At 71.6% G+C, this 4,520-nt stretch carries 5 protein-coding genes; 1 reads left to right on the forward strand and 4 read right to left on the reverse strand.

All coding sequences use genetic code 11. The features are described 5' to 3' along the window. The 3 genes from ACFWPJ_RS25540 to ACFWPJ_RS25550 all read right to left on the reverse strand — a co-directional run. The coding region (locus ACFWPJ_RS25540; protein WP_378854919.1) for a glycosyltransferase at nucleotides 1-719 on the reverse strand (719 nt) is incomplete at its 3' end. An 88-nt stretch (nucleotides 720-807) separates the two neighbouring features. Beyond that, nucleotides 808-1,518, reverse strand: a complete 711-nt coding sequence (locus ACFWPJ_RS25545; RefSeq protein WP_378854920.1) for a PIG-L deacetylase family protein — start codon at nucleotides 1,516-1,518, stop codon at nucleotides 808-810. A 29-nt stretch (nucleotides 1,519-1,547) separates the two neighbouring features. Continuing rightward, complete coding sequence (locus ACFWPJ_RS25550) at nucleotides 1,548-1,724, reverse strand: hypothetical protein (protein ID WP_378854921.1); 177 nt, start codon at nucleotides 1,722-1,724, stop codon at nucleotides 1,548-1,550. Nucleotides 1,725-1,924: 200 nt separating this feature from the next. Between ACFWPJ_RS25550 and ACFWPJ_RS25555 the strand changes: the two genes are divergently transcribed. Next, nucleotides 1,925-3,412, forward strand: coding sequence for a carboxylesterase/lipase family protein (locus tag ACFWPJ_RS25555; protein ID WP_378854922.1), 1,488 nt, complete (start codon nucleotides 1,925-1,927; stop codon nucleotides 3,410-3,412). 59 nt (nucleotides 3,413-3,471) lie between these two features. On the opposite strand, the gene ACFWPJ_RS25560 is transcribed toward ACFWPJ_RS25555, so the two are convergent. After that, on the reverse strand, nucleotides 3,472-4,326 hold the full coding sequence (locus ACFWPJ_RS25560; RefSeq protein ID WP_378854923.1) for a hypothetical protein: 855 nt from the start codon (nucleotides 4,324-4,326) through the stop codon (nucleotides 3,472-3,474). Between the last annotated feature and the right edge of the window lie 194 nt (nucleotides 4,327-4,520).

A 4,520-nucleotide genomic window follows, 5' to 3' on the forward strand; every position in this document is an offset into this window, starting at 1 on the left:
ACCCGGGTGGGCGCCGAGGGGGGCCCCACAAACCCCCGGGCCCCAGCCCCCGGCGGTACCGGCAGGATCGCGTCGGTCGGCTCCCACAGCAGGGGCCCGACGACATGGGTGTCGGCGGGCCAGTCCGGACGGTCCAGCTCCAGCGCGGGCAGCGTGGCGACGAGCCGCGCGGTGGGACCGGGATCCGCGGCGGGCAGGCCGATGCTCTCGCGCGCGGCCGAGCGCTGCCGGGTGCCCACCCGGACCGCGCGCGCGGTCATCGTGCGCAGCACCCCGTCGCGCACCCGGCCACGCACGCCCTCCCCCGGCGCGAGTCCACTGCCGATGGGCGGCAAGGCTTTCGAGGGCAGATACAGCGGATGCGGGGACAGTTCCACCCAGGGCAGCATCAGCCGTTCGGCCGCCATCCCACCGCCCGCGGTGAGCACGTCGGAGACGACCAGGTCCGGCAGCATCGCGCTCAGTTCGGGCAGGTTCTCGGTCGCGATGTGGGCGGCGCGCTCGTGGATCCGGGCGCCCGCGTCGGTGTCGTCGTCGGTGGGGCGTGGGGCCAGCCCCTTGAGCCTGCGCACGCTGATTCCGGCGGCTCTGGCCGCGTCCAGCCAGCGTGGACCGGTGAACAGCACCGGCTCGTCGCCCGCGTCCAGCAATCGCAGGCACAACGCGATCGCGGGAAACGCATGCCCCGGATCGGGCCCGGCCACCACAGCTACTCGCATCCCGCCAGACTGCCATATCCCTCGACATGGTCCGCCGCGCCGCAGCGAGATCGGCGTGTGATGGCCGAGCCGGTGGTGCGCGGTGCGATCAGCCGGCGAAGGTGAACAACTCGAAGCCGACCGCGTGTGCGGCGGGGAACCCGCCCTTGGGACCCGTTGCGCGCGTGATGATCTCGTCCACCTGCTGCTCGACCGGCACGGAGCTGAGAACCTGCAGATAGCGCCGGTGCGCGGACAGCGAAGCCCGCGCCTGCTCCAGGTGGGCGCCGACATCGACGGCGTGGGTCATGACCGGCCCGACCACGGCGGCCCAGCGCGCCGACCACGGTGCCAGGTTGGCGATCTCGGGAAAGATCCACTCGTTGCCCGCATCGGAGATGGCGTCCATCGCCGAGCGGCCCACCGCCCGATGATCGGCGCTGTTGACGAACCCTGGCGCCCAGGTATCGCCGAAGTTGAACAGCACCACCATCTCCGGGCGGTGCCTGCGCAGCGCGGCGGCCAGTTCGCGGCGCAACGCGAGCCCCTCTTCGATCCGGCCGTCGGGATGGTCGAGGAATTCGACGGTGTGCACGCCGACTTCGCGCGCGCCCGCGATCTCCTCGACCTCCCGCAACGGCCCGGCCTGCGCGGGCGGCATCCCCGCGATTCCCGCTTCGCCACGGGAGACGAGCAGATAGCGAATGTCCTTGCCCTGCGCGGTCCATCGCGCAACCGCCGCGGCCGCGCCGTATTCGATGTCGTCGGGATGCGCGACGATCACCAGTCCGCGCTGCCAGTCCTCAGGTACCTGATCCACCCGGCCCATGCTAAGCGCAGGCGCCCGGATTACGGCTTGATGAGCGGGGTCTTCTCGTTCGACCCGGACACCGCCTTGTACAACAGGTACAACCCGGTACCGATCGCCGCGATGACCAGAACCGGCAGCAGCGCCTCGATCAGCGCCCCGAGGATCCAGAACGCGATCAGTGCGACCACGACGATGCCGATGACTTTCCAGACCATGATGTGCTCCTTGCCAGTTCCGCGACCGCCGTCCAGCGATCCGACACCTCGATGCTGCCACCGGAGAACCGATAAATCACCAGGTCAGGCCCGATATCGGGGGCGATTTCAGGGTTCACCCCGAGACCGTGTCCCCGCCAAACGACCACGTCGAGCCGGGCGGGCGCCCATAATCGGGGCCTCAGTGCGAGGAGGAGTCCATGGAACCCACCGTCACTATCGCGAGCGGCGCGGTGCGCGGCTGGACCGAGGACGGCGTCACCCGTTTTCTCGGGGTGCCCTACGCGGCGGCGCCGGTCGGCGCGAAACGCTTCCAGCTGCCCGAGCCCGCGCCCGCCTGGGACGGGGTGCGCGAGGCCACGGAAATGGGCGCCACCTGCGCGCAGTCACCGTATCCGGCGCCGATCCACGCCCTGATCGGCAGCGACGGGATCCCGGGCGAGGAGTACCTCAACGCGAACGTGTGGACCCCGGATCCGGCGGCGAGCGGGTTGCCGGTGCTGGTGTGGATTCACGGTGGCGCGTTCGTGCGCGGGTCCAACGCGCGCGCGATCTACAACGGTGCGGCGTTCGCGCGTGACGGCGTGGTGATGGTGTCGATCAACTACCGTCTCGGGGTCTCCGGATTCGCCGCGATCGACGGCGCGCCACTCAATCGTGGCCTGCACGACCAGCTCTTCGCGCTGCGCTGGGTGCGCGAGAACATCGCCGCCTTCGGTGGCGACCCGGACAATGTGACCATCTTCGGGGAGTCGGCGGGCGGGATGAGCGTGGCCGCGCTGATCGCCGCGCCGCAGTCGAGCGGGCTGTTCCGGCGGGCGATCATGCAGAGCGGCAACGGCTCTGTGGCCGCCGACGCCGAGGACGCGCGCCGGGTCGCGGCCGCGCTGGCCGACGAGCTCGGCATCGCGCCGACCGCGGCCGAGTTCGGCAAGCTCGGCCCCGACGAGTTGCGTACCGCGCAGAACGCGGTCGCGCTCGCGATGATGATCGATCCCGATCCGCAGCGCTGGGGCGCGTCGGTGATCGGGCAGGGCATGGGCATCATGAGCCTGTTCCCGGTGATCGACGACGACATCGTGCCCGGCGCGCCCACCGCGGTCCTGGCCGAGCATCCGGAGCGCGCGGTCCCGCTCATCGCGGGCACCACCGCCGACGAATTCCGCTTCTTCACCGTCCCGACCGGCATCACCGCCGCCGTCACCGCCGACACCCTGCCGTTCGTGCTCACCCGCTACGGCATCGATCCGGCTGTCGCGCAGACCTATTCGGCGCAGCGTCCGGATGCCACGCCGGCCGAGATCTTCAACGCGATCCTCACCGACTGGTGCTTCCGCGCGGGCACCTTCGACTTCGCCGAGGCCAATGCGACGGGCGCGCCGACCCATGTCTACGAATTCGCCTGGCCCACCGATCTTCCCGGCCTTGGCGCCTGCCACGTGCTGGAGGTGCCGTTCGTCTTCGACGCCCTCGACGGGGCGCATTCGCTGACGGGACCGAACCCACCGCAGGCGCTGGCCGACGAGATCCACGCGGCCTGGGTAGCTTTCTCGACTTACGGCGACCCGGGCTGGGCACCCTTCGACAGCGCGGACAAGCGGGTACGGATCTTCGACATCCCGGAATCGTCGACCGTGGCGGATCCGCGCGCGGTCGAACTCGACGCGCTGCGCCAGACCATCGCCTGATGCGAACCGGCCCCGCCGCCGGAAGGCGTCGGGGCCGGAAGTCGTTGTGCGGCTGAGGGCTAGCGCGGCCGGTGGACGGGACCGTCGGCCAGATCGGCGAGTGCCTGGGCCCAGCCGTCGAGCCGGTCGGCGGCTTCGCGCAGGTCGGCCACGATGCCGTTGAACTGGTAGGCGACCACGGTGTCCTCTGGGACGGCGAGAATACGCGCCGCGGCGGCGACCAGCTGCTCGTACTCCAGGACACCGGTCTCGAGCCGGGCGAGCACACCGGTGACGGTGGTCTTCAAGGCGGCCACGGTCTCGGGGTTGGCGCGGCCGACGGTGTCGGCGGCCTGTTCCATCGCCACGATGTCGGTGGCCAGCGCGTGCAGCGCGGCCGCGCCGGAGCGGGCCGTCTCGAGCAGGTCACGCAGCTCGTCCTCGGGCAGGCGCCGGGTGCGGGCGATCTGGGCGCCCAGCCCGTGCAGCGCGCGTTCGGCGCGGATCAACCGCTGGATCGGGCCGCGGGCCACCGACCGCAGCCCGGGTGACTTGCGGGCGACGAACGCCGACTGCGGCAACGGCTGACCGCGCAGCTGCAGGTACCGCCGGGCACTCAGCGCGGTACCGGTCACGAAAGCGACAGCGCCGCCGCCGATCACGACGACCGCCCAGGCCGGGGCCGACACCACGGCCAGGCCCACCGCACCGACCGTCGTGATGCCCGACGCGGTGCCGAGCTGGAAACTCCGCCTGCGGGCCCGACGCCGACGGCGCAGCTCCCGCTCCCGCGGATCGGACCAGCGCCGCACAGCGACCATCGCCTGCTCGCCGACCTCCCGCAGGGTCGCGGGCACACCACCGGTCGCGGTGGGGCGCGCCAACGCCGCCGGATCGACGATCTCGGCCCGCTCGCGCCGTGTTCTCCCGCTCATGCCCTCATCCTTCCGCCGCACCGGCAACCTCCGCAGCGCCCCAGGTTTACCACCGACCCCTGACAAGAAGCCGAGACCGCATCGCATTCCCAGCCCCGCACGACCCGACCTCGAGGAGGGTCCCGCCGCGCAGCGGCGGGTCGCGGCCGTCCCGGCGATCAGGCGCCGTTGCGTAGGCGACGAAGGAGCAAGCA

This window comes from Nocardia sp. NPDC058497 (assembly GCF_042720195.1).
Lineage (GTDB): Bacteria > Actinomycetota > Actinomycetes > Mycobacteriales > Mycobacteriaceae > Nocardia.

Excerpts from the sequence above, each read along its gene's own strand:
- ACFWPJ_RS25550 (WP_378854921.1), bottom strand. The coding sequence starts at position 1,724 with ATGGTCTGGAAAGTCATCGGCATCGTCGTGGTCGCACTGATCGCGTTC.
- ACFWPJ_RS25555 (WP_378854922.1), top strand. The coding sequence starts at position 1,925 with ATGGAACCCACCGTCACTATCGCGAGCGGCGCGGTGCGCGGCTGGACC.
- ACFWPJ_RS25560 (WP_378854923.1), bottom strand. The coding sequence starts at position 4,326 with ATGAGCGGGAGAACACGGCGCGAGCGGGCCGAGATCGTCGATCCGGCG.